General features: G+C 36.4%; 19 protein-coding genes. 8 read left to right on the plus strand and 11 right to left on the minus strand.

What is annotated here, in order from left to right; translation table 11 throughout:
* Positions 1–20: 20 nt before the first annotated feature.
* The 3 genes from C1634_RS16585 to C1634_RS16595 form a co-directional block, all read right to left on the minus strand.
* Positions 21–767, minus strand: coding sequence for an ABC transporter ATP-binding protein (locus C1634_RS16585; protein ID WP_103234414.1), 747 nt, complete (start codon positions 765–767; stop codon positions 21–23).
* Positions 768–844: 77 nt separating this feature from the next.
* Positions 845–2,113 (minus strand): efflux RND transporter periplasmic adaptor subunit, encoded by a 1,269-nt coding sequence (locus tag C1634_RS16590; RefSeq protein WP_109738783.1) that lies wholly within the window; start codon positions 2,111–2,113, stop codon positions 845–847.
* A gap of 3 nt (positions 2,114–2,116) precedes the next feature.
* Positions 2,117–3,427: a TolC family protein gene (locus C1634_RS16595; protein ID WP_103234412.1), complete on the minus strand. Its 1,311-nt coding sequence runs from the start codon at positions 3,425–3,427 to the stop codon at positions 2,117–2,119.
* Between the two features lie 227 nt (positions 3,428–3,654).
* Here C1634_RS16595 and C1634_RS16600 point away from each other — a divergent pair, with 227 nt between their 5' ends.
* From C1634_RS16600 to C1634_RS16630, 7 genes are all read left to right on the plus strand, one after another.
* Complete coding sequence (locus C1634_RS16600) at positions 3,655–5,364, plus strand: DEAD/DEAH box helicase (protein WP_103234411.1); 1,710 nt, start codon at positions 3,655–3,657, stop codon at positions 5,362–5,364.
* Positions 5,365–5,514: 150 nt separating this feature from the next.
* Complete coding sequence (locus C1634_RS16605; protein WP_109738784.1) at positions 5,515–6,153, plus strand: DUF47 domain-containing protein; 639 nt, start codon at positions 5,515–5,517, stop codon at positions 6,151–6,153.
* A 13-nt stretch (positions 6,154–6,166) separates the two neighbouring features.
* Positions 6,167–7,309: an inorganic phosphate transporter gene (locus C1634_RS16610; protein ID WP_103235181.1), complete on the plus strand. Its 1,143-nt coding sequence runs from the start codon at positions 6,167–6,169 to the stop codon at positions 7,307–7,309.
* Positions 7,310–7,410: 101 nt separating this feature from the next.
* Complete coding sequence (locus C1634_RS16615) at positions 7,411–8,382, plus strand: polyprenyl synthetase family protein (protein ID WP_103235182.1); 972 nt, start codon at positions 7,411–7,413, stop codon at positions 8,380–8,382.
* 76 nt (positions 8,383–8,458) lie between these two features.
* A complete protein-coding gene (locus C1634_RS16620; protein WP_103235183.1) occupies positions 8,459–9,409 on the plus strand; it encodes a GSCFA domain-containing protein in 951 nt (316 codons plus the stop codon).
* Positions 9,410–9,937, plus strand: a complete 528-nt coding sequence (locus C1634_RS16625) for a DUF4269 domain-containing protein (RefSeq protein WP_109738785.1) — start codon at positions 9,410–9,412, stop codon at positions 9,935–9,937.
* Positions 9,938–9,942: 5 nt separating this feature from the next.
* A complete protein-coding gene (locus C1634_RS16630) occupies positions 9,943–10,704 on the plus strand; it encodes a TatD family hydrolase (RefSeq protein ID WP_109738786.1) in 762 nt (253 codons plus the stop codon).
* 63 nt (positions 10,705–10,767) lie between these two features.
* Here the strand turns inward: C1634_RS16630 and C1634_RS16635 are convergent, their stop codons facing one another.
* The 5 genes from C1634_RS16635 to C1634_RS16655 form a co-directional block, all read right to left on the minus strand.
* Positions 10,768–12,072, minus strand: coding sequence for a DEAD/DEAH box helicase (locus C1634_RS16635; protein ID WP_109738787.1), 1,305 nt, complete (start codon positions 12,070–12,072; stop codon positions 10,768–10,770).
* Positions 12,073–12,253: 181 nt separating this feature from the next.
* A complete protein-coding gene (locus C1634_RS16640; protein WP_109738879.1) occupies positions 12,254–12,745 on the minus strand; it encodes a DUF6438 domain-containing protein in 492 nt (163 codons plus the stop codon).
* Between the two features lie 342 nt (positions 12,746–13,087).
* Positions 13,088–14,071, minus strand: coding sequence for a GTPase ObgE (gene obgE, locus C1634_RS16645; protein ID WP_103231742.1), 984 nt, complete (start codon positions 14,069–14,071; stop codon positions 13,088–13,090).
* A 63-nt stretch (positions 14,072–14,134) separates the two neighbouring features.
* Positions 14,135–14,713 carry an adenylate kinase gene (locus C1634_RS16650; RefSeq protein WP_103231741.1) on the minus strand — a complete coding sequence of 193 codons (579 nt, stop codon included), beginning with the start codon at positions 14,711–14,713 and terminating at the stop codon, positions 14,135–14,137.
* A gap of 148 nt (positions 14,714–14,861) precedes the next feature.
* Positions 14,862–15,416 carry a phosphoribosyltransferase gene (locus C1634_RS16655; RefSeq protein ID WP_103231740.1) on the minus strand — a complete coding sequence of 185 codons (555 nt, stop codon included), beginning with the start codon at positions 15,414–15,416 and terminating at the stop codon, positions 14,862–14,864.
* 195 nt (positions 15,417–15,611) lie between these two features.
* Here C1634_RS16655 and C1634_RS16660 point away from each other — a divergent pair, with 195 nt between their 5' ends.
* A complete protein-coding gene (locus C1634_RS16660) occupies positions 15,612–17,201 on the plus strand; it encodes an ABC-F family ATP-binding cassette domain-containing protein (RefSeq protein ID WP_103231739.1) in 1,590 nt (529 codons plus the stop codon).
* Positions 17,202–17,421: 220 nt separating this feature from the next.
* Here the strand turns inward: C1634_RS16660 and C1634_RS16665 are convergent, their stop codons facing one another.
* The 3 genes from C1634_RS16665 to C1634_RS26320 all read right to left on the minus strand — a co-directional run bounded on the left by C1634_RS16665 (position 17,422) and on the right by C1634_RS26320 (position 18,610).
* Positions 17,422–17,940: a HEAT repeat domain-containing protein gene (locus C1634_RS16665; protein WP_103231738.1), complete on the minus strand. Its 519-nt coding sequence runs from the start codon at positions 17,938–17,940 to the stop codon at positions 17,422–17,424.
* Positions 17,941–18,052: 112 nt separating this feature from the next.
* A complete protein-coding gene (locus tag C1634_RS26315; RefSeq protein WP_228410093.1) occupies positions 18,053–18,322 on the minus strand; it encodes a P-loop NTPase family protein in 270 nt (89 codons plus the stop codon).
* A gap of 180 nt (positions 18,323–18,502) precedes the next feature.
* The gene (locus tag C1634_RS26320) at positions 18,503–18,610 is read right to left on the minus strand and encodes a shikimate kinase (protein ID WP_228410094.1); all 108 of its coding nucleotides are present in this window, start codon (positions 18,608–18,610) and stop codon (positions 18,503–18,505) included.
* Between the last annotated feature and the right edge of the window lie 45 nt (positions 18,611–18,655).

Genomic DNA, 18,655 nt, shown 5'->3' on the forward strand with positions numbered 1-18,655 from the left:
AGTTTTTTTGGTTTACATGATCAGTAATCATCATTTACCGGAAGATTTTCCAGGGCTTCTTTGGCAGACTTTATATGATCATTTTTTATATCCTTAATGACTTTTCCATCCTGCAGAGTAACTGTTCTGCTGCTGAAAGTAGCAATGTCAGGTTCATGGGTTACAAAAACAATGGTTCGTCCCTGATGGTGAAGATCCTGCATGAGAGTCATGATTTCATAAGAGGTTCTGGTATCCAGATTTCCCGTGGCTTCATCTGCAAGAATCATGACAGGTTCATTCACCAAAGCTCTGGCAATAGCGACTCTTTGCTGTTGTCCTCCGGACATTTGATTCGGAAGATGATCAATCCTGCTCTCTAGTTTTACAGCTGTTAAAGCCTGTATAGCTCTTTTGTGGCGTTCTTCTGTAGAAATTTTTGAGTTGTAGAGAAGCGGAAGCTCTACATTTTCTTTTGCGGTCGTTCTGGGAAGAAGATTGTAAGCCTGAAACACAAAACCGATTTTTTGATTTCGGAGAACAGCCAGCTCATCACGATCCAAATTTTTGATATTAATACCATCCAGAATATAGTCTCCACCTGAGGGTTTATCTAAACACCCAATAATATTGAGCAGGGTAGATTTTCCGGAACCGCTGCTTCCCATAATGGTTACGAATTCACCTCTTTCTACCGTAAATGTCACCCCTTTCAGTGCGTGAACAATTTCTTCACCCATTCTGAATTCTCTTTTCAGATCGATGATCTCCAGAATTTTTTCTGCCATGACTTTTGTTTTAGGTTTGCTAGTTGTTGATTGACGGTTTTATAAAAAGAATTTAAAATCTAAGATTTATAATTTTTTTATCTCGGTCCGCCACCGCCGCCACCGCTGTTTTTGTTATTTCCGCCACCTCTTCTTTGAGGCATGAATGGACTTTTAGTCTGTCCTCCGGAAGATTTTTTTGACAAAATTTTATAGCCGGTAATGATATTTTCATTTTTATCCAATCCCGAAACAACCTGTATTTCGGTATCATTATCCATTCCGGTTTTTATTTTTTTACGGGAAATAGTGCTGTCCTTTGCAATGATCCAAACCGCTGCTTCATTTTTCTTTTCGGCTCCCTTGTCTTGTTTTTTCCATTGTCCTTTTTCATGTTTTTTACCATCGGCAAATGGAGTATTTACTTTGTATTTTTTGATGATCAGACTGTCTGGTCTAAAGCTGGTGGCCGCCACAGGAATTTTCATAATATTGTCTAAAACCTGGGTGTAGATTGTAATATTTGCTGTCATTCCCGGTTTCAACTTTAGGCTGGAATTATCAGCGTTGATGATGGTGGTGTAATTGACCACATTTGATGAAACAGTAGGATGGAGGCGTACTTCAGAAACCTGACCGTCAAATGTTTCATCCGGAAAAGCATCCACCGTAAATGTCGCTTTCTGACCTACTTTTACATTTCCGATATCGGCTTCATCTACGGAGGCACGTACCCGCATTTTGGTGAGATCCTTAGCAATACTGAACAGGGTAGGCGTACTGAAGCTGGATGCAACCGTTTGTCCTTCACTTACATTCCTGTTGAGTACAGTTCCGTCTATCGGAGAATAAATATAGGTAAGAGAAAGGTTTTTATTGGCCGTAGAAAGCTGAGCCGTTACAGTGCCCACCTGTGCTTTTGCAATATTGTATTGGTTGGTGGCATTGTCAAAATCTGCTTTGCTGATAGCCCCGACTTTGTAAAGCTGAGATTGCCTGTTGATATTGATTTCATTGTAAGCAAGATTACTCTTTGCATTCTGTAAATTAGCCTGGTACTGTTCTGACTGAAATTTAAGAAGATCCGGGTCTAAAGTTGCCAGTAATTCTCCCTTTTTCACGGTAGAATTGAAATCCACATAAATATTTTTGATGATTCCTGACACCTGAGTACCTACAGCAACTGTATCTACAGGCTGTATCGTTCCGGTAGCGGTGATGGAATTTGAAATTTCTCCCATCTCAGGTTTTACTGTTTCCAGCTGGATTTTTATTTCTTTTTCTCTGATGAAGAAAAACCAGACTGCACCCATTGCAATGATGCCGCCCACAACCCAGTACAACCATTTTTTATTCTTTGTTTTCATAGCTTACTTTAGATTTATAGGGTTACCTGCGTAAAATTCGTAGATCTGTTGATTGAGAACTGCAGTGTATTTGGCCTGCAGATAATTCTGAATGGATTGTATATAAAGCAATCTCTGCTGCTGAAGCTGTACGTAATCAATACTTCCGAGCTTCATCTGGGCATTGACGATGTCATAACTTTGTTTGCTTATATCCATCTGTTTGGAGGCAGAATCATATTGTGACAGCGCATTCTGAAGGTTGATGAAAGATTGTTCTATCTGTTGATTGAGAACTGTTTTGGTATTCTGTAAATCAAGATTGGCCTGTTCAATGGCAATTTTTGATTTTTCAATCTGTGTTTTATAGATTCTGTTGTTGTAGATCGGAATTCCAAGGCTTAAACCGATGGGCATATAAAAGTTATTTCCAAGTTGATTAAAATAATTTCCGTTTCCATTAGAATAATTGGTTGAGATGTTTCCTACCAGATTCAATGTGGGTTGGATGGAAGCTTTAGTCATTTTCAGATTCGTATTGGAATTTTCTACATTCAGTTCACTATATTTTACTTCGGGACGTTGGCTTTGCGCTAAGTTTTGAACGTCTTGTAATGATTTTAACTGATCATCTACAATGATGCTGTCGGGTTTTACAATTTGAAAATCATAATTCGAAGGCAGCTGCAGGATTTGTTTTAAATTGACCGTATTGGTTCTTAAATTGTTTTGAGCAGAGGTCAGATTGTACTGATCCTGGGCGACCTGTGACTGAATTTGAAGATAATTTAATTTTGAAAGACTTCCGGCTTTATAGAGCTGATCTCCTTGTTTTAATTGAGTTTGTGTCGTTTTGAGAACATTTTCAAGAGAAATAATATTTTCCTGATTCATCAGAATATTCAGGTAAGCCTGAGTGATATTCAGGATAATATTGTTCTCTGATTCCTGTACGGACAGATCAGCCATCTGCACCAGAAGATTTTTTGATACCTCATTATTTTTAATGTAACTTGCATGATAAAGGGTCATGGAAGAATTGGCTCCTATATTTTGAGATTGAGCACCGGTCATATGAAGACCATCACTTCCATTGAGGGCAAATAATCCCTGTGAAACGGTTCCGCTGAGGTTGGGGTATTTTGCATCTTTTGCCTGAAGGAGATCCTGCTGGGCAGAAGTTTTTGAAAGCCTTAAAGAATTGATAGGAATATTATTCTCCTTTGCATATTCAATACAATTTTCCAGGGTCCAGGAGGATGGATAATTGGGTTTTTGGGCAAATATTTCAAGGGCTATGCATGAGAATATCAAAAAGAAAAATTTGCTTTTCATGGCTTTATTTTTGAAAATTCATAAATAACAAAGAAAAAATCAATCCAATTTAATAAAAAAAAACAATGTTTAACAAGTTTTTAACTTTAGGCTTCTTTTTTTGGATTTAATTTTCCAAAAATTAAAAATATATTAAAAGATTCTGAATTTAAGTTTACATATTTCAAACTTTATTCAAAAACAAGTCAAATATTTATTGTATCTTTGCAAAAATTTTAAAATAGTTAATGAATTTATTTACGGAAACCAATTTAAGTCCTGATATCCTTAAGGCAATTGGCGAACTGGGCTACGAAAGCCCAACAGAAATCCAAAAACAGACTATCCCTTTTATTCTTTCAGATATTCGCGATTTGATCGCACTTGCGCAGACAGGGACAGGCAAAACAGCAGCGTTTTCGCTTCCGATTTTGGATATGATTGACGATACGAGTCGCAAAATCCAATTATTGGTGCTTTGTCCGACACGGGAATTATGTCTTCAGATTTCGAAGGACATAAAGAATTACTCTAAGTACATGAAAGACATCAAAACTACTGCGGTTTATGGTGGAAGTAGTATTGTAGATCAGATGAGATCTTTGAAGGACAAACCACAGATTATTGTGGGAACTCCTGGTAGAGTAATAGATCTTATCAACAGAAAAGCATTAGACTTTTCTGCGATTCATTGGTTAGTATTAGACGAAGCTGATGAAATGCTTTCAATGGGATTCAAAGACGAATTGGAAACCATTCTAAGAGAAACACCGGAAACTAAACAAACTTTCTTATTCTCTGCAACGATGAATAAAGAAGTGGAAAGAATTTCCAAAAATTACCTTACAAAGCCACACCGTATTTCAGTAGGTTCTATCAACGAAGTGAAGAAGAACATTACTCACGAATACTATGTAGTAGGGTACCGCCAGAAAAAAGAGGCGTTGAAGAGATTGATCGATGCGAATCCTAATCAGTATTCTATTATCTTCTGTAGAACGAGAATGGAAACTCAGGAGGTAGCAGATTTCTTGATGCAGAACGGTTATGCCGCTGATGCTCTTCATGGTGACCTTTCTCAGGCACAGAGAGATACCGTAATGAAGAAGTTCAGATTGAAAAACATTGATATTCTTGTAGCGACAGACGTTGCAGCAAGAGGATTGGATGTAAACTCTCTGACTCACGTTATTCACTTCTCTTTACCTGATGATCCTGAAGTATTTGTTCACAGAAGTGGTAGAACAGGTAGAGCTGGAAAAGATGGTATTTCTATGTCTTTAATCAAGCCTGAAGAAAGCAGAAAATTGAAGCAGATAAAATCTGCAACAAAAATTGAAATTCACGAAAAATTCATTCCTACAGGTGAAGATATTATCAAAGCTCAGGTAGGAGGTGTATTCGAAAAATTATTGACGGAGCACGAAGATCTTTTCGAATTTGATGATAGCTTGATCCCAGATTTGAGCAATTTTACAAAAGAAGAATTGGTACACCAGTTGTTACAATTCCAATTGAAAGATCTTGCTTTATACTACAAAGACAAGCACGATCTTACTGAGCAGAAATTGAGCAGCAGAGACGACGATTACTCAAGAAGAGACCGTGGACGTGATAGAGATAGCAGAGACCGAGACAGAGGTCGTGATAGAGACAGAGGAGATCGCGGAAGAGACAGAGATCGTAGCAGCAAGCCAAGAAGAAAAGATGAAAACATGGTAAGATTCTTTTTCAATCTTGGAAAGAAAGATCATTTGAAGAAGCTTGACGTTTTAGATATTATCAATAAAGCAACTGATGATGGAAAAAGCAAAAGAAGAGCAGAAATCGGTGATATCGAAATCTTAGAGAAATTCTCTTTCTTCGAAGTTGAAAAGTCTTTTAAAGATAATGTTTTGAGCAATATTCAATCCATGAAGTTCAAAGGAAAAGATATGAGAGCTGAAGTAGCAAACTAATCTTTTTTATACTATACAAAACCGGCATTAATGCCGGTTTTTTCATTTGATAATCAGTAGGTAAGCGAATGTTAACAAAACTTAATGTTATATAGTTTCACGTGCAATCCTTTTTTAGGAAATTTGCACTCGAATTATAAATACTAAAAAATGGGAATTGGTAATATTTTCCACGCTTTTCAACCCAAAGATAAAATCTTCTTTGTACTTTTCGAAAAAGTAACTGAAAATCTAGTTGCAATGTCAGAAGACTTCAACGCAGGAATCAAGGATTTCGATCTTAATGACGACTCAATGTTGAAGAAAATGAGCGACTTCGAACACAAGAATGATGAACTTACTCACGAAATTTTCGTAGAATTAGGGAAAAACTTCATTACACCTTTTGACCGTGAGGACATCCACACATTGGCAACAGGATTGGATGATATCGCTGATTATATCTACGCTTCCACAAAATATATTTTCCTGTACAAATCACCTGAACTGAAGGCTTATTCAGACTTCTCTTTATTGATCCACAAAGCATGTCTTGAAATTCAGAATGCAATGAAAAACCTTAAAGGGTTCAAAAACATGGAGCAGGTGAAAGAAGCTTGTATTAAAGTGAACTCTATTGAGAATATTGCTGACGATTTGCTTTCCAATTCAATGGTAGAATTATTTGAAACCAATGATGCGATTAACATCATTAAAGTTTCATCTGTATTGAACTATCTTGAAATTGTAACTGACAAAGCAGAAGATGTTGCCAATACAATTGAGAACATCATGATTAAATACGCATAATACATAGCAAAAAATGGAATTTCCGATTTTACTTATAGTTATTATTGCGTTGGCTCTGATCTTCGATTATATCAATGGTTTCCATGATGCGGCCAACTCAATTGCAACTATAGTTTCTACAAAAGTTTTAACTCCATTCCAGGCTGTACTTTGGGCGGCGCTTTGGAATTTTGCAGCATTCTTTATTGCTGCTTATATTATTGGAGAATTCAAAATTGGTAATACAATTGCCAAAACCGTTAATGAGAATTTTATCACGCTTGAAGTTATATTTTCAGGTCTTATAGCTGCCATTGCATGGAACCTTTTGACATGGTGGTTCGGGATCCCTTCATCATCATCACATACGCTGATTGGAGGTTTCTTAGGAGCTGCTCTTATGCATGCTTTCATGATGGATTATAATGCTGTAGCTGCAGCGCAGCCAGAGCTTGGGATGTGGGAAACCATTAAAGAAGCTTTCAGCCAGGTAACTCATCAGGGGGTTGTAAAGTTTGATAAAGTTATTCCTATCTTCCTGTTCATTTTCATGGCACCGATCATAGGGATGATTATCTCCATCATTATTACATTGATTATTGTACACCTTTATAAAAAATCAAATCCACACAAAGCAGACAAATCTTTCAAAAGATTGCAGTTGGTTTCATCAGCACTGTTTAGTTTAGGACATGGTTTGAATGATGCTCAGAAAGTAATGGGAATCATTGGAGCAGCGGTAATTTATTATCACGTTAATATGCTTCAGGATGCACAGTATTTGAATATTCCTTCTGCAGGACGTTTTGATTATTTTGCTCAGCATTATATTTGGGTTCCTTTAGTTTCATTTATCGCTATTGCTTTAGGGACAATGAGTGGTGGTTGGAAGATTATCAAAACAATGGGTACCAAGATTACGAAAGTAACTTCATTAGAAGGTGTAAGTGCAGAAACTGCAGGGGCTATTACCCTATTCATCACAGACCACTTTGGTATTCCTGTATCTACGACCCATACAATCACGGGTTCTATCATCGGGGTAGGATTAACGAAGAGAATTTCAGCAGTAAGATGGGGGATTACAGTAAGCCTTCTTTGGGCTTGGGTATTAACAATTCCAATTTCTGCAATAGTAGCAGCAATTACCTATCTTGTGGTAACATTCCTTTTTTAAAAAACAAATCATATAATTATATAAACTTTGTCCATTTGGGCAAAGTTTTTTATTTTATAAAGCCTTGAAAAATCGTATTTTTGTTCAAATTATAAGATTTTATGGAATTTTTAGACAGATACCAGCAGATTGTTGCAGATGCCATCACTAAATATACTTTTAAAGATAAGCCTTCGGAGTTGTATGACCCGATGAATTATATTATTTCCCATGGTGGAAAACGTCTTCGTCCTATTATGGTGCTGATGGCATGTGAGATGTTCGGTGGAGATCTTAAGCAGGCAATCAAGCCATCATTGGCTATCGAGTTTTTCCATAACTTTACGCTGATCCATGATGATATTATGGATGAAGCTCCCTTAAGAAGAAATAAGCCTACCATTCATACTTTACATGGTCTGAATGTAGGAATTCTTTCCGGAGACGGACTGATGCTTAAAGCTTATAAATTTTTTGAAGATCTTGAACCTGAAATCTTCAAAGCATGTATCAGAATTTTTACCCATACAGGACTTCTACTATGTGAAGGACAGCAGTATGATATCAATTTTGAGACTCAGAAAGATGTTACTTTCGACGATTATATCAGAATGATTACTTATAAAACAGGAGTTCTGAGTGCTTCTTCATTTGAGATCGGAGCTTTGATTGCAAAAGCTGATTTTAAAGATGCTAAAGCCATTTTCAACTTTGGAAAGCACATCGGAATTGCATTCCAGATCATGGATGATTATCTTGATGTATTTGGGGATCAGGCGCAGTTTGGAAAAAAACATGCCGGAGATATCTACGAAAACAAAAAAACCGTTCTGTATCTGCTGGCAAGAGAACATGCTACTGATGAAGAAAGAAAAGAACTGGATTACTGGTATTCTAAAAAGACTGAAAACGTTGATAAGGTCTATGGAGTAGAAAAGATCTTCAGAAGAACGAAAGTAGATGATAAAGCTTTACGTTTGATTGAAAAACATAATGAAATCGGGCAAAGCTATCTTCAGAAAATAGATGTTCCGGAAGAAAAGAAAAAACCTTTTATCGAACTGGCAAATTATTTGTTGAGAAGAGAAAGTTAATATAGGGAGCGGATGGTAGGTGGCAGGTAGCAGCAATTTACCTGCAACCTATTTCCCGCAGCCTAATACCTATACAATGAAATTCAGAACAGAAGTTGATATTCCGGCGTCAGAAAAGAAGATTGAGATTGAAGATAAAATATTTTCAATAGGTTCATGTTTTGCCTCTGAAATGACTGATCTATTGCAAGACGGACAGCTTCAGACCCTCAATAATCCTTTTGGGACGATTTTTAATCCTTTTTCCATCAATAACGCAGTAAATAGATTACATGATTCTGCGTTTTATGCAGAAGAGGAACTGATCATCTACAATGAAGAATACATTTCTTTGGATCATCACACTAGTTTTGATACCCGGTATATTCATCAGACCTTAGATAAAATAAATGGTGATATTGAAGCTGGAAATGCTTTTCTTCAGGAAGCAGACTGGATTATCATTACGTACGGTTCTTCATTTATCTATGAGTTTCTGCCCAAGAATAAACTCGTTGCCAACTGCCACAAAATTCCGCAGAAATTCTTTGAAAAAAGACTGCTTTCCCATCAGGAATTGACAAGCTCAATCTATCAGACGATTCTGGATCTTAAAGATATTTGTAAAGAAGGAGTACAGATCCTTTTTACCGTTTCACCAGTAAGGCATACCAAAGACGGAATGGTTGAAAATCAGTTAAGTAAATCCAAACTGATCACGGCTATTCATGAGTCTATTTCCATGTTTGAAGACTGTCATTATCTGCCTGTTTATGAGATATTAATGGATGATCTCCGGGATTATCGTTTTTATAAAGAAGACATGATTCACCCAAGCACTCAGGCCGTTAGTTATATTTTTGAGAAATTTGGGAATGCTTACTTTTCAGTAGATACCCAGAATTTTATCAAAGAAAACTTCAAGATCATGAAGGCTCTGGAGCATAAAACCAGTGATAAGAAAGATCCAAAGTTCATCGAATTCAGAGAAAAACTGGATCAAAGGATTGAAAACCAGCGTAAAAAGGTAAAACATAAAATATTTTAAATGCTTGATTTCACTAGAATTGATTATCTGAAAGACGGAAATGAAAGACAGAGAAGAGCCTACGAAGTCCTGACAAAATATAATGTTTTTGAAAAATTAAGTAATTATTCTCCTGTTTTGGCTGGAACAATTCCTATTGAAATTGATATTGAAGGAAGTGATCTGGATATTATTTGTGAGGTGGCTTTAAGATTTGAAGAAGATTTTTTAGATGAAATAATGTTCAGCAAGCTTATTCCTTACGATGTTGAAACGAAAGTTGAATATCCGATCATAAACGGTGAAAAATGCATTACATTAAACTTCATGCTGGAAGGTTTTCCCATCGAGATTTTTGGACAAAATAGGCCTACAATACGGCAAAACGCATATCTTCATATGGTTGCTGAATACAAAATATTACAAGAAAAAGGAGAAGAATTTAAACAGAAAATAATAGAACTTAAAAAACAGGGAATAAAGACAGAACCCGCTTTCGGAATGTTGCTGGGACTTGAAAATCCTTACGAAGATCTATTGAAATTTTAAATAAAATGATTGATACACATACACATCTATACGCAGAAGAATTTGATGAAGATAGAAAAGAAGCTATTCAGAGAGCTTTAGATAAAGGAATTACAGAATTTTATCTTCCTGCCATCGACTCTGAATCTCATGAGAAAATGCTTCAGCTGGAAACTGATTATCCGGGACAGATTTTTTCAATGATGGGATTACATCCTTGTTATGTAAAACCGGAATCATGGGAAAAGGAGCTTGAGATCGTAAAAAATTATCTTGATCAGAGAAATTTTCCTGCAATAGGGGAGATCGGAATCGACCTGTATTGGGATAAAACAACGTTGGATATTCAGGTGAAAGCTTTTGAACAGCAGATTGACTGGGCGATAGAAAAAGACCTTCCGATCGTGATTCATACAAGAGAAAGTTTTGATGAGACATTCGAGGTCTTAGAAAGAAAAAAACATCCAAAGCTGAGAGGAATCTTCCATTGTTTTTCAGGAAATCTGGAACAGGCGCAACACGCTATCGACCTTAATTTCATTTTAGGAATCGGTGGAGTAGTGACCTTTAAAAACGGGAAAATAGATCAGTTCCTGAATGAAATTCCGTTGGATAAAATTGTTCTGGAAACAGATTCACCTTATCTGGCTCCGGTTCCTCACAGAGGAAAAAGAAACGAAAGCTCTTATCTTGATCTCGTAGCCGGAAAACTGGTAGATATTTATGGAAAAGACTTTTCTGAGATAGACCGTATCACAACGGACAATGCAAAGAATGTTTTTAAATAATAAAAGTTTTAAACTTTAAGACAAATAAAAATCCCTTTTCAGTTTTTGAAAAGGGATTTTTATTTATTTTTTTCTTGTGAAATTCTTATTCTTAGGCTTTTTTAACCCCGTTGAAGATGTTGAAGCAGATGGCTTCTTACGGTTGTTATTGGGCCTTGAATTGCTGCTGTTGGATGTTCTTGGTCTATCTCCACCCTGAGCAGGTTTATTATTGGAATCCCTTTTCTGGGCAACCAGATTGTCCGTGTGGAAAGGGTGTTCTTTGATGACAGAAATTTTCTTTCCAATCAGTTTTTCCGTATTCTTTAGATTCAAAAGATCAAGCCCGTCTACAAAAGATATGGAATTACCTTCAGCTCCGGCTCTACCTGTTCTTCCGATTCTGTGTACATAGGTCTCAGAAACATCAGAAAGTTCAAAATTGATCACGAACTTCAATTCATCAATGTCAATTCCTCGTGCTGCAATATCTGTGGCAACAAGAATTCTTGTTTTTCCGGATTTAAAGTTGTTCAAAGCATTTTGTCTCGCATTCTGAGATTTGTTACCGTGAATGGCTTCAGCAGAAATATTGTCTTTCTGAAGTTTTCTGGCAATTTTATCAGCACCATGTTTCGTTCTTGAAAATACAAGTACCGAGTCTGAAATATCATTTTCAAGAATGTGGGTCAATAAATCCAGCTTATTTTCTTTTTCAACAAAATAAACCGATTGTTTGATCGTATCTGCGGTAGAAGAAACAGGAGTAACCTCTACTTTTACTGGATTATTAAGGATAGAATTGGCCAGTTTCTGAATTTCTACCGGCATTGTTGCCGAGAAAAATAAAGTCTGTCTTCTTTGTGGTAAAAGTTTGATGATTCTTTTTACATCATGTACAAATCCCATATCAAGCATTCTGTCTGCTTCATCTAGAACAAAGATTTCAAGATTTTTCAAACTGATGATTCCCTGAGCGATAAAGTCAAGAAGTCTTCCTGGTGTTGCTACCAGAATATCAATTCCTTTTCTTAGAGCAGCTTCCTGATTTCCCTGCTTTACTCCTCCAAAGATAACGAGTTGTTTTAATGGAAGATATTTACCGTAAGCATTAATGTTTTCCTCAATCTGAATCGCCAATTCTCTGGTAGGCGTAAGGATTAATGCTTTTATATGTTTATTGGGAATTTTATTTTTGGATAAATTCTGTAGAATAGGAATAGAAAAAGCAGCAGTCTTTCCTGTTCCCGTTTGTGCACACCCTAAAAAGTCTCTGCCTTCTAAGATATCGGGAATAGATCTTTCCTGGATAGGAGTAGGAGTCGTGTATCCCTGCTCCTGGATTGCTTTTGCAATAGGTTCTATTAAGTTTAAGTCTGTAAAATTCAAATGAATTATTTTAAAATTTTAAATAAAAATTCCTTCAGTCTGAAAGAATTACATTTTGCAAAGGTAGTTTAAAAAAAATAAAAATTTTATTCCTCTTTTTAAGGCTTGTTTATCATAAAAAAATAATTCCCCCGGAAGAAGGAATTATTGCACAAAAATAATCTAAATATTTTTAAATGGCCTATTGTATCTTAGTCCATTCCTGATTCTTTCTCAGATCCTCAAAAAAATGATAGACTTCCGAAAGCTTTTCACTTCCGCGTTTTCCATAATCTTCCACATTTTTTGAAGTGCCGTCTGCAAAATTGATTCTTAAGTAAGAAGTGGGAAGATCTGTAATGTTTTTTGTTCCGTATTTGTCATTTAGACTTTTCACATTCAAGCCATCCAGCAAGCTGATCAGTTTATTATAATCTTTTTCTTTGATAGTGCCTTTAAAAGTTCCTTCACGTGGCTTTGAGAACTCATCTTTTGAAGGTTTATCATTAAAATTAAAGTGTTCTGCTTCAAAAACCGCAGTTCTGTCCGGATTGATGGTCATTTTAAAAACCGGGCAGAATCCAAAGCAGGGACTCGCTTGATACTCAATTTTAGTATATTTTGAATTTACTTTTTGAGAAGTTGTACAAGATGTTAAAAATACAAATGCACAAATGGCTAGCAAATATTTCATAGTTTTTTTCAATTTGAAAGGGTGTCCCAATAATTGTTCCAAAAGATAAAATCTTCTTTTGTTTTTATGTTAAATATAAAATGACAAATCTGTTTAAATTTTTATTTGAACCATTAAGATTAGATGAAGATGTAAAGGGCATTAAGAATAAGCTTCGCTTTAAGCTTAAAAATCAGAATGATTTATCTTACTATACTTTATTTCTTAATGGTTTAAAATATTGAATGGTAGAAAAATACGGGTAGTTTTATAAAGAAAAACAGCCTCAGAAAAACCTGAGGCTGTTTTTTATGATGCAGTTACATTTTTTGTGAAATATAACTGATGAATCAATGTGTATTTCTATCCGTGCAATTGTTTCCAGATAGCATCCTTAAGCTCCATAAGGCCTTCTCCGGTAACTCCTGAGAAGAATAAAGGCTGCTTGTTTTCCGGGAATTCTGCTGCGATTTCCTTTTTAAGCTCATCATCCAAAAGATCGGATTTTGAAACGGAAACAATGAAATCTTTATCCAAAAGTTCAGGATTGTACTCCTTCAGCTCATTTTCCAGAATTTTAAATTCGTTGAAATGATCTTCAGAATCAGAAGGAATCAAAAATAACAGAATAGAGTTTCTTTCAATATGTCTAAGGAATCTGTGCCCTAAACCTTTTCCTTCCGCTGCTCCTTCAATGATCCCGGGAATATCAGCCATTACAAAAGATTTGTAATTTCTGTAATCCACGATTCCAAGGTTAGGAGTCAGGGTTGTAAAGGCATAATTAGCAATTTTTGGTTTTGCTGCAGAGACAGAAGCTAAAAGTGTAGATTTTCCTGCATTGGGAAACCCAACAAGTCCTACATCCGCCAAAATTTTAAGCTCGAAAACAACATAGCCTTCTTCGCCATCCATTCCGGGTTGAGCATATCTTGGAGTTTGATTGGTAGAGGATTTGAAATGTTCGTTTCCTTTTCCTCCTTTTCCCCCTTGCATCAAAATAATTTCCTGCTTATCCTCAAGGATTTCTCCGATAATTTCACCTTCTTCATTTTTAGCGATACTCCCAATAGGAACATCGATATAAATATCAGAACCGTCAGCTCCGGTCAGCTGGTTTTTTGCTCCGTTTTCACCACGTTCAGCTTTTATGTGACGGGTATATCGAAGTGGAAGTAAAGTCCATTCCTGAGCATTTCCTCTCATGATGACGTGTCCGCCACGACCACCGTCACCTCCGTCAGGGCCTCCTTTAGGAATATACTTTTCACGGCGAAGGTGGGCAGAACCAGCACCTCCGTGTCCGCTTTTACAATGGATTTTTACGTAATCTACAAAGTTAGACATATAGTTTGTGTTGCGAGCTGCAAGCTGGGGGATAAAATTTGAATCCCGTAACCTGAATCTCGATTATTTAATTTTCTCTACTTCAGCGAAAAGCTTTTGGGAAATCTCATTAATTTCACCTACGCCATTTACTTCTACATATTTCCCCTGCTGCTTATAAAGCTCGGCTACTTCCGCTGTTTTAGTATAATATTCTTTTATTCTGTTTTCGATGATCTCTACATTGCTGTCGTCTGATCTTCCGCTGGTTTCACCTCTTTTCAGAAGTCTTTCAACCAAAATTGTGTCCTCTACTACCAATGAAAGACAGATATCGATCTTATCATTCAGTACTTCTTTAACGATATTTTCCAAAGCTTCTGTCTGAGCAGTCGTTCTTGGATATCCATCAAAAATAAAACCGTTGGTATCGGTAGGCTTTTTGATCTCATCGATCAGCATATCTGTTGTTACCTGATCCGGAACCAATTCTCCCTTATCGATGTATGACTTAGCCAGTTTTCCAAGTTCAGTGTCATTTTTCATATTGTATCTGAAAAGATCACCTGTTGAAACCTGTTTTAAATTGAATTTCTCGATTAGATTTTGAGCTTGTGTTCCTTTTCCACTTCCTGGAGGGCCGAACAGAACAATGTTTATCATAATTTTGATACGCTTGGACAATTGGCATTTTGCTTCCAGCTCATGGCTTTTGGCGGTTGCTTTTTGCTTTCAGCTTTTTTAAGTTATTATTAAATTTATTTCTTTATATAATTCAAGCTAAAAGCTATCAGCTAATAGCCAACAGCACTTAATGGTTGATTTGTCCGTCTTCCAACTGATATAAATTGGGAAGGTTTCTTCCTAATTCATCATAATCAAGTCCGTATCCAAGTACAAATTTATTGGGTATTTCTTTCCCGATATAATCCAGTTTGAAATCTTTCTTGTAAATCTCAGGTTTCAATAGGAAACTTGCCAGTTTTACAGATTTAGGACGTTGTGTTTCTTTAAAATATTTGAAAAGACTCTCAACGGTGTTTCCTGTATCTACAATATCTTCTACAAGAATGATGTGACGGTCTCTCACATCCTTAGTCAATTCCATTTTCTGGTAAACGATCCCTGTAGATTCAGTTCCTACATAAGAACTCATTTGAATAAAGGCAATTTCGCATTCCCCTGGGTAATATTTTAAAAGATCTGAGAAGAACATAACAACCCCATTTAAAACACCAATGAAAACAGGAACTTCATCCTTGTAATCTTCATAAATTCTTAACGCTGTCTCTTTTACAATTTCCTGAATTTCGGTATCCGTTAAATAAGGAACGAAATTTTTGTCGTGAACTCTAATGCTATCCATAAAATTTTTAGTAGGAGGCAAAGTTACGGATTTTTGAATTTTGAATAAAATCTTTTTGTGTTTAATCCTTGATTTGTGCTATCTTTGTTCTTTCAAAACCCAAAAATACAGACATGTAGGATATAATTTCTTTCAGATTTGATCAAACGATAACCATGGTGTTATTGGTGTTTAACCATTATTAAGAAAGAAATCATGATTTTACTGCAAAATATGTCCTTTGGGTTTCCGGGAGGAAATCTTCTATTGAATCATATCAATTTAACAATACAATCTCACACCAAATCGGCTTTGGTGGGAAGCAACGGCATGGGAAAATCTACCTTGCTGAAAATTATTGCGAACGAAATACAGCCTCTAAGCGGAGATATGAACGTTAGTGGTGATATTTTTTATGTTCCTCAAATGTTTGGAAACTGTAATCATCTTACCGTTGCCGAATGCCTGAAAATAGATCAAAAGTTGTACGCGCTCCAAAAAATTACCAACGGAGAGGTAGATGAAATTTATTTTGAAACTCTCAATGACGATTGGGACATTGAAGAACGATGTCAGCACGCATTGGAGCATTGGGGGCTTGGCAATATTGAATTAACCCAGAAACTGGAAGGCTTGAGTGGCGGCCAGAAGACCAAGGTTTTTCTAGCGGGAATTCAGATCTGCCAGCCAGATATCATCATATTGGATGAACCGACCAATCATCTGGATCTTGAAGGAAGAAAGTTATTATACAATATTATTGATAAAACAGATTCAATTGTTGTTATTGTAAGCCATGACAGAACTTTGCTCAATCTTGTTGATACCATATTTGAGTTAAGCAATCAGGGAATTGCAACTTATGGGGGAAACTATGATTTCTATGCAGAACAAAAAGAAGTAGAGGTGGAAGCTTTAAACAATGATATCCACGCGAAAGAGCGGGCACTGAAAAAAGCAAAAGAGAAAGAACGAGAGACTTTGGAACGCAAGCAGAAACTGGATGCAAAAGGAAAGCAAAAGCAAGAAAAATCCGGAGTAGCGAGAATTATGATGAATACTCTTCGGAACAATGCTGAAAAAAATACATCAAAATTGAAAAGCGTTCATGCAGAAAGAATCAGTGGAATCTCCGGAGATTTGAGAGATCTGCGCTCCACGGTAAAGAATTCTGACCAGATGAAAGTGAATTTTAATGATTCCAGTCTGCATTCAGGAAAGATTCTGATTGCGGCTGAGCATATTAATTTCAGTTATGGAAAAGAAGGGCTTTGGAAAGAAAACCTCGATCTTGAGATCCGAAGCGGAGACAGAATCTTGATCAAAGGTTCAAACGGTTCAGGAAAGACCACTCTGATAAAGCTTCTGCTGGGAAATGCTGAGCCTTCCGAAGGAAAAATAACCAGATCAGCATTCAACAGTATATATATCGATCAGGAATATTCTCTGATTGATAATGACTCAACCCTCTATGATTTTGCCCAGACTTTTAATGATAGTGGATGGCAGGAGTCTGAAGTGAAAACATTATTGTCCAGATTTTTGTTTGGGAAAGATACCTGGGACAAGAAATGTGGTGCACTGAGTGGCGGAGAACGTTTGCGGTTACTTCTCTGTGGGCTTTCAATCAGCAATAAAGCTCCCGATATGATTATTCTCGATGAACCAACCAATAATTTAGATCTTCAAAACGTAGAAATTCTCACCAATTCCATCAAAGATTATCATGGAACTTTATTGGTGATTTCCCACGATGAAGTTTTTCTGGAAGAGATTGGAGTTGATAAGAAATTGATACTTGATTGATTATTACATTTCCCGCAGATGATTGTGTGTAATATACTTAAATAGGTTCTCTTGTCTTGTTCTTTTCGCGGATTGATTGTATTAATGGGCAATATATTCAATAGGGGCGGGCTTTAGCCCGTCTTCAATATCAAAACAATTCCATTGGCTTTAGCCAAAACTTATCATAAAAAAACCTGGAAATTGATTTCCAGGTTTCTATTTTCTATGAATTAAAATATTATTTCTTCGTTTTCTTAATCGCATCAAGGTATATCTTCTTGATACTGTTTTTCTCTTCTTTCTGGCTAATGTCTTCAAGAAGAGAAAGTAGAGTTGTATTATGCTTTGTTTTCAATTTCAAAATTTCACCCAATGCAAATGCAGCACTCCAGCGTACCACAGTTCCTTCATGTTTTGTATTGTCCAATAGGCTGGTAATGGCCTGATCCAGATTTTCAGCGAACAAATGAGCGGTATTGCCTATCACTTTGGCACTTTCCCATTTTATTCTGGGTGCTTTTTCAGTAAGGGTTTTAGTGACAAAAGAAAATACGGCTTCATCCGCAAGATTGGGATTTTGTTTGGTAGCATATTCCAATGCTTCTATGCAGGCTGCTTTTACAGGATCTTTTGATTTTTCGGAAAAAGCGATAAGCTCATCCGTCGGTAGAGAAGTATCAATAATCCATTTGCTGATGATGTCAACCTTCTCTTTTGATTTTACAGTCTTGTCTTTGATAAGCTCTTCTAAGGTCATGGTGATTGTTTTTTGTTTTTTTTCAGTGTTCTAAAATAACAATTCCTTTTGAAAACACTAGCCGTTGCGGGTAAAAGCAGAAAGCTTTCGAACATGGTTCATGAAGCAATCCCTATTTCACCTGTAAATTTCCCTGTTTTATTGTATCAAGGATAATATCCATTTTTTGATGGAGTTCATAATCGCCTGAGATTTCAACCAAAGGGGTGTTTATAGAAGACAGCCATTCAAGATGAGCCTTTAAAGTTCTGTTGGCAATGCCGGTATTGTGGTCATAATCGTTAGCCCAATCCATAAACTCCTGGAATTTTTTGGATCTTTCCGGATCATTGATGATTTCATCTCCATATCTTTCCAATTCTCTGTTTTTCAATCTTTCCATTCTTATTTTTGGAGTAAGGTAGAGGAATATAATCAGATCGAATGCAGGAAATACATTTTTACCCCAATGAATGATTGAACCGCCGAAAATCCAGTTTTCAGCAGTATGAAGCGTATCCGAAACAATGGCATTCCTTATTTCTGGATGTTGTCTTTCTGTAAAAGGAATTTGGGTTTTAAGTCAGAAAAAATCATCACTGTCAAAATATTCAAGATTGAGTTCCTCAGACAAAGCTTTTCCTAAAGTGGTCACCCCGGAACCGGAAGCTCCGAAAATATGTATTTTCATGGTTTTTAAGTGTATTAAATCAGCGAAATCTGCAAAATTTGCGAG

The organism is Chryseobacterium viscerum (genome assembly GCF_002899945.2).
GTDB lineage: Bacteria > Bacteroidota > Bacteroidia > Flavobacteriales > Weeksellaceae > Chryseobacterium > Chryseobacterium viscerum.

What these genes read in the sequence shown, in the direction of transcription:
- C1634_RS16610 (WP_103235181.1), top strand. Translation starts at nt 6,167, where the DNA reads ATGGAATTTCCGATTTTACTTATAGTTATTATTGCGTTGGCTCTGATC.
- obgE (WP_103231742.1), bottom strand. Translation starts at nt 14,071, where the DNA reads ATGTCTAACTTTGTAGATTACGTAAAAATCCATTGTAAAAGCGGACAC.
- C1634_RS16620 (WP_103235183.1), top strand. Translation starts at nt 8,459, where the DNA reads ATGAAATTCAGAACAGAAGTTGATATTCCGGCGTCAGAAAAGAAGATT.
- C1634_RS16600 (WP_103234411.1), top strand. Translation starts at nt 3,655, where the DNA reads ATGAATTTATTTACGGAAACCAATTTAAGTCCTGATATCCTTAAGGCA.
- C1634_RS16585 (WP_103234414.1), bottom strand. Translation starts at nt 767, where the DNA reads ATGGCAGAAAAAATTCTGGAGATCATCGATCTGAAAAGAGAATTCAGA.
- C1634_RS16615 (WP_103235182.1), top strand. Translation starts at nt 7,411, where the DNA reads ATGGAATTTTTAGACAGATACCAGCAGATTGTTGCAGATGCCATCACT.
- C1634_RS16595 (WP_103234412.1), bottom strand. Translation starts at nt 3,427, where the DNA reads ATGAAAAGCAAATTTTTCTTTTTGATATTCTCATGCATAGCCCTTGAA.
- C1634_RS16660 (WP_103231739.1), top strand. Translation starts at nt 15,612, where the DNA reads ATGATTTTACTGCAAAATATGTCCTTTGGGTTTCCGGGAGGAAATCTT.
- C1634_RS16655 (WP_103231740.1), bottom strand. Translation starts at nt 15,416, where the DNA reads ATGGATAGCATTAGAGTTCACGACAAAAATTTCGTTCCTTATTTAACG.
- C1634_RS16625 (WP_109738785.1), top strand. Translation starts at nt 9,410, where the DNA reads ATGCTTGATTTCACTAGAATTGATTATCTGAAAGACGGAAATGAAAGA.
- C1634_RS16640 (WP_109738879.1), bottom strand. Translation starts at nt 12,745, where the DNA reads ATGAAATATTTGCTAGCCATTTGTGCATTTGTATTTTTAACATCTTGT.
- C1634_RS16665 (WP_103231738.1), bottom strand. Translation starts at nt 17,940, where the DNA reads ATGACCTTAGAAGAGCTTATCAAAGACAAGACTGTAAAATCAAAAGAG.
- C1634_RS16650 (WP_103231741.1), bottom strand. Translation starts at nt 14,713, where the DNA reads ATGATAAACATTGTTCTGTTCGGCCCTCCAGGAAGTGGAAAAGGAACA.
- C1634_RS26320 (WP_228410094.1), bottom strand. Translation starts at nt 18,610, where the DNA reads ATGAAAATACATATTTTCGGAGCTTCCGGTTCCGGGGTGACCACTTTA.
- C1634_RS16590 (WP_109738783.1), bottom strand. Translation starts at nt 2,113, where the DNA reads ATGAAAACAAAGAATAAAAAATGGTTGTACTGGGTTGTGGGCGGCATC.
- C1634_RS16630 (WP_109738786.1), top strand. Translation starts at nt 9,943, where the DNA reads ATGATTGATACACATACACATCTATACGCAGAAGAATTTGATGAAGAT.
- C1634_RS26315 (WP_228410093.1), bottom strand. Translation starts at nt 18,322, where the DNA reads ATGGAAAGATTGAAAAACAGAGAATTGGAAAGATATGGAGATGAAATC.
- C1634_RS16605 (WP_109738784.1), top strand. Translation starts at nt 5,515, where the DNA reads ATGGGAATTGGTAATATTTTCCACGCTTTTCAACCCAAAGATAAAATC.